This is a genomic window from Mesorhizobium sp. M1A.F.Ca.IN.020.06.1.1, assembly GCF_004023265.1.
GTDB lineage: Bacteria > Pseudomonadota > Alphaproteobacteria > Rhizobiales > Rhizobiaceae > Mesorhizobium.
Map to the genome: position 1 here is coordinate 1 of NZ_RZSR01000495.1, position 4,364 is coordinate 4,364.

Genomic DNA, 4,364 nt, shown 5'->3' on the forward strand with positions numbered 1-4,364 from the left:
CTCCAGCGTCACACCGCCATGCGGCCCGTTGGCGTTGGCCAGCCTGCGCTCGGAGGCGAAGGCGAGCATGCGCTCCTCCAGCATGTCGCGGGTTGCGCCCGGCATCACGTCGCGGTCCGAGAGCCCGTTGTCCTGCTGGAATTTGGAGTTGCACATGATCAGCCGTTCGGCGGCATCCCATAGCACGAAGGATTCGTTGATGTTCTCGATCGCCGTGCGCAGCCGCATGTCCGCCGCTTCCGAGCGCAGCGCGAGATGCCGCTGCTCGGTGACGTCGACGGCGATGCCGATCAGCTGGATCTCGGGCGCTTCCGGGTCGATCACCTGCGCGCGGGCGCGCATCCACACCCATTGGCCGTCGGCGTGGCGCATGCGGAACACCTGGTCGATATGGTCGATCTCGCGCTCGACGATGCGGTTGGCGAGCTCGAAGAGGTCGCCGTCGTCGGGATGGATGATCTCGTCGACCTCGCCGAAGGACAGCATTGTGTCGCAAGGCTCGTAGCCTAGCATGTCGTACATCGAGCGCGACCAGTACATCTTGCCGCGCACCATGTCCCAGTCCCACAACCCGCAGCGGCCGCGCACCAGCGCCATGTCGATGCGCTGATGCGCTTCGAGATAGATGCGGTCGGCCGCCTGGGCGCGCGCCGCCTGGCCGAAATAGGCGTAAAGGATGACGATCAGCACGCCGGCCGTCAGCACGAACAACGTGACATTGAGCGACACCGTCTTGCGCCAGCTGTCGAACACCGCCTCCTTGGGCACCAGCATCGCCGCGGCGTTCTTGCGGTCGCCGGTGAGGCTGACGGCGGCGAACCAGTCCTTGCCGCCGATGCTGACATCCATAACGCCGGCGCGGTCGCCGAACATGAACAGCGGCTGGCCGCCGAGCACGAGGCTGTCCAGCGAGCGTCCCTGCCAGCCGGTCGACAACGGCGATACCGCGACGATCTTGAAAGCGCCGTCGGTGATGGCCAGCACGTGGCTGCGACCCATGGCGCCCTGGCGGCTGGTCTTCTCCAGAAGGTCCGTCGCATTCACGCCGGCTGCGTTCGGGTCGGCCGTAATCGCCTGTGCCATCTGGCCGGCGGCTAACGCCAGCACCGACTTGGCGTCGCGTTCGACCTCGTCGCGGTCGTTCACCAGCGACAGGAAGCGCAGTGCGGCGATGACGATCAGGAAGATGATGATCAGTGCGGGGATGGAGCGGCGCAGCAGCGGTTCCGCCGCCAGCAGCCGCTGGTAGGCGGGTTCGGCGATCAGACGCGCATTGCCGGCAGGCCCGCCGCTCCTTGCCTCGCGACGCGCAAAAGCTCTCCCTCCGGGCGCGCCCCACGCGTCCGTCTTGGCCATAAATGGCACTCCCCGATTTGCCGCATACTTGACGATCCGGCTACGCCGCACGTCCGAATCGTCAATAAGGAATCAAAGGTGATTCGCCTTGTCCAGAGGCGCGGCCAAAAAAGATTAAAAGTTGATTGAAATTCGTCGAAACTGCTGATCTCCCCCACGAGGGGGGAGATTGCTAATCACACCAGCGTCCGCTCCACGATGTCGCGCAAGTCGGCCGACAGGTTGTCGGCGTTCGCGATCTGCAGCAGTGCCTGCCTTGCCTTGTTCTGCCGGACCGGTTCCAGCGAGCGCCAGGACCTGAGCGCCGTCGCCAGCCGTGCTGCCACTTGCGGGTTGCGCTTCTCGACCTCCAGCACGGTCTCGGCGAAGAAGCGGTAGCCTTGGCCGCCGGAAAGATGAAAGCCGGTCTGGTTGGCGCTGGAGAAGGTGCCGATCAGCGAGCGCACCCGGTTCGGATTTGCGATCGAGAAGGCAGGGTGCTGCATCAGCGCGCGCACGTTTTCGACGGTCAGCGGTCCCGGCACTCCGGCCTGGATCTGGAACCATTTGTCGAGCACCAGCGCATCGCCGCGGTATCTCATCTCGAAGGCCGACAGTGCCTCCTCCGCTTGCGCGGAGCCGGCATGACGGTGCGCCAGCACGGTCAGCGCCGCGGCGCGGTCGGTCATGTTGGTGGCGGCGTTGAAATGCCGCGCGGCAAGCGCCGCGCCATCGGGCAGGAGCGACAGGTAATCGAGCAGGATGTTGCGCAGCGCGCGGCGCCCAGCGCTTGCCGAGTCGGGCGTGAACGGACCGTTGTCGGCCAGGCTGGCGTAAAGGGCCGAGAAGATCTCGCGATTCGCCATGGCAATCGTCCGCGCCAGCGCCTCGCGGGCGACGAAAATGGCGTCGGGATCGATGCCCTGGCCGATGTCGCGCGCAATATCGGCCTCGCCGGGCAGCGACAGAGCCAGCGCCCGGTAGGCCGGCTCCAGCGTATCGTCGCGGGCAATGCTTCCGGCAAGCTCGGCGAGCTTTGCGTCGAAGGCCGACTCTTTGCCGCCCAGCAGCTGGCGGAACGCCGCTATGAGCGCGTCGGTGAGCAGCGTGTTGAAGGCCTGCCAGCGCGAGAAAGGATCGCTGTCATGGCTGGCCAGGAAGAACTGGTCGTCGGCCTTCTGCTGCACCGAGAGCGTGATCGGCGCCGAGAAGCCGCGGTTGAGCGACACCGAAGGCCGCTCCGAAACCCCCGAGAAGCGCACCGTGTGCCGCCGCTTTCGGACATGGATGATGCCGTCCTCGACGGTGGCGCCATCGACGGCTGTCCAGGCGACAGGCTTGCCGCCGGCGCCGACCAGGCCGAAGGCGAGGGGAATATGCATCAGTCGCTTGCGGCTTTCCGACGGCGTCGGCGGCACCGACTGTTCGATCTCCAGCGTGAATGCCTTGGCCGCCGCATTGTAGGAGGAACTCACCGTCAGGTTCGGCGTGCCGGCCTGATGGTACCAGAGCGCGAACTGCCCGAGGTCTCGGCCCGAGACGTCCTCGAACACTTTGAGGAAGTCCTCGATCGTCGCCGCTTCGCCGTCATGCCGCTCGAAATAGAGGTCCATACCGGCTCGGAAGGTTTCCGCTCCGAGGATGGTGCGGATCATGCGCACCACTTCCGAGCCCTTCTCGTAGACTGTTGCCGTGTAGAAGTTGTTGATCTCGCGGTAGCGGCGCGGCCTGACCGGATGCGCCAATGGCCCCTGGTCCTCGGGGAACTGATGCGCGCGCAGCGTGCGCACCTCGGCGATGCGCTTTACCGCGCGCGAGCGCTGGTCGGCCGAGAATTCGTGGTCGCGGTAAACCGTCAGCCCTTCCTTCAGGCAGAGCTGGAACCAGTCGCGGCAAGTGATTCTGTTGCCGGTCCAATTGTGGAAATATTCATGCGCGATGATCGCCTCGATGTTGGCGAAATCGGCATCGGTCGCCGTCTCCTCGTCGGCAAGCACATATTTGTCGTTGAAGATGTTGAGGCCCTTGTTCTCCATGGCGCCCATGTTGAAGTCTGACACGGCGACGATGTTGAAGACGTCGAGGTCGTATTCGCGGCCGAAGACCTCCTCGTCCCATTTCATCGAGCGCTTCAGCGCATCCATCGCGTAGCCGGCGAGCCGCTCCTTGCCGGGCTCGACATAGATGCCGAGCTCGACCTTGCGGCCGGATAGGGTGGTGAAGCTTCCCGCGACCTTGCCGAGCGCGCCAGCCACCAGCGCAAAGAGATAGGAAGGCTTCGGGAAGGGGTCGTGCCAGACGGCATAGTGCCGGCCATCCGCGAGCGCCCCGCTTTCTACGGGGTTGCCGTTGGACAGCAGCAGCGGCGCCTCGTTGTGCGGCGCCTCGATGCGCACGGTGTAGACCGAGAGGACGTCTGGACGATCGAGGAAATAGGTAATGCGGCGAAACCCCTCCGCCTCGCATTGGGTGCAATAGACATTGTTGGAGCGATAAAGGCCCATCAGCGCCTCGTTGCTGGACGGCGCGCTCTCGGTCTCGAGACGAAGCTCGAAGCGCCGTGCCGCCGGCGGCGTCGGAATGGTCAGCTGGTCGGGCGTGGCCTGATAGTCGGCTTCCGGGAGAACCTGCCCGTCGATGGCAACGCCGAGCAGCTTCAGCCCGTCGCCGTCGAGCGCCAGCTGCGTAGAAGCGGCGACCCCCTGGCGTCGCTCGACGGTGAGCACGGCAGTGACGCGGGTGGCATCCGGAGACAGACGGAAATCGAGGCTGGTCCGCGGAATGAGATAGTCGCTGGGGCGGTAGTCTTCGAGCTTGAAGACATGGCCGGTATCTGTGCGCATTCCGTCGTTTTTCCTATCAATTCGGGTGGGCAGTAGGCTTTGCTGGTGAGGGAATTCTAAAGTCCGCGCTCTTTACACCAAACGGTCACTCGACAAAACTGCGCCAGGGTCTATTTCTGAGCTTCGTTTTCCGACCATCGTCACGAGGCAAGATGACCGTCGATCATCCCGTCGGCCACAATACGC

Annotated in this window: 2 protein-coding genes; both read right to left on the reverse strand. The window is 64.6% G+C overall.

From position 1 onward, the window contains the following. A partial coding sequence (locus EOA60_RS20640; RefSeq protein ID WP_128311804.1) for a PAS domain-containing protein occupies positions 1-1,356 on the reverse strand: 1,356 nt, incomplete at its 3' end. 176 nt (positions 1,357-1,532) lie between these two features. Continuing rightward, positions 1,533-4,178 carry an aminopeptidase N gene (gene pepN, locus EOA60_RS20645; RefSeq protein ID WP_095823705.1) on the reverse strand — a complete coding sequence of 882 codons (2,646 nt, stop codon included), beginning with the start codon at positions 4,176-4,178 and terminating at the stop codon, positions 1,533-1,535. Positions 4,179-4,364 lie beyond the last annotated feature (186 nt).

Coding starts and splice junctions, on each gene's coding strand:
- pepN (WP_095823705.1), bottom strand. CDS start 4,178: ATGCGCACAGATACCGGCCATGTCTTCAAGCTCGAAGACTACCGCCCC.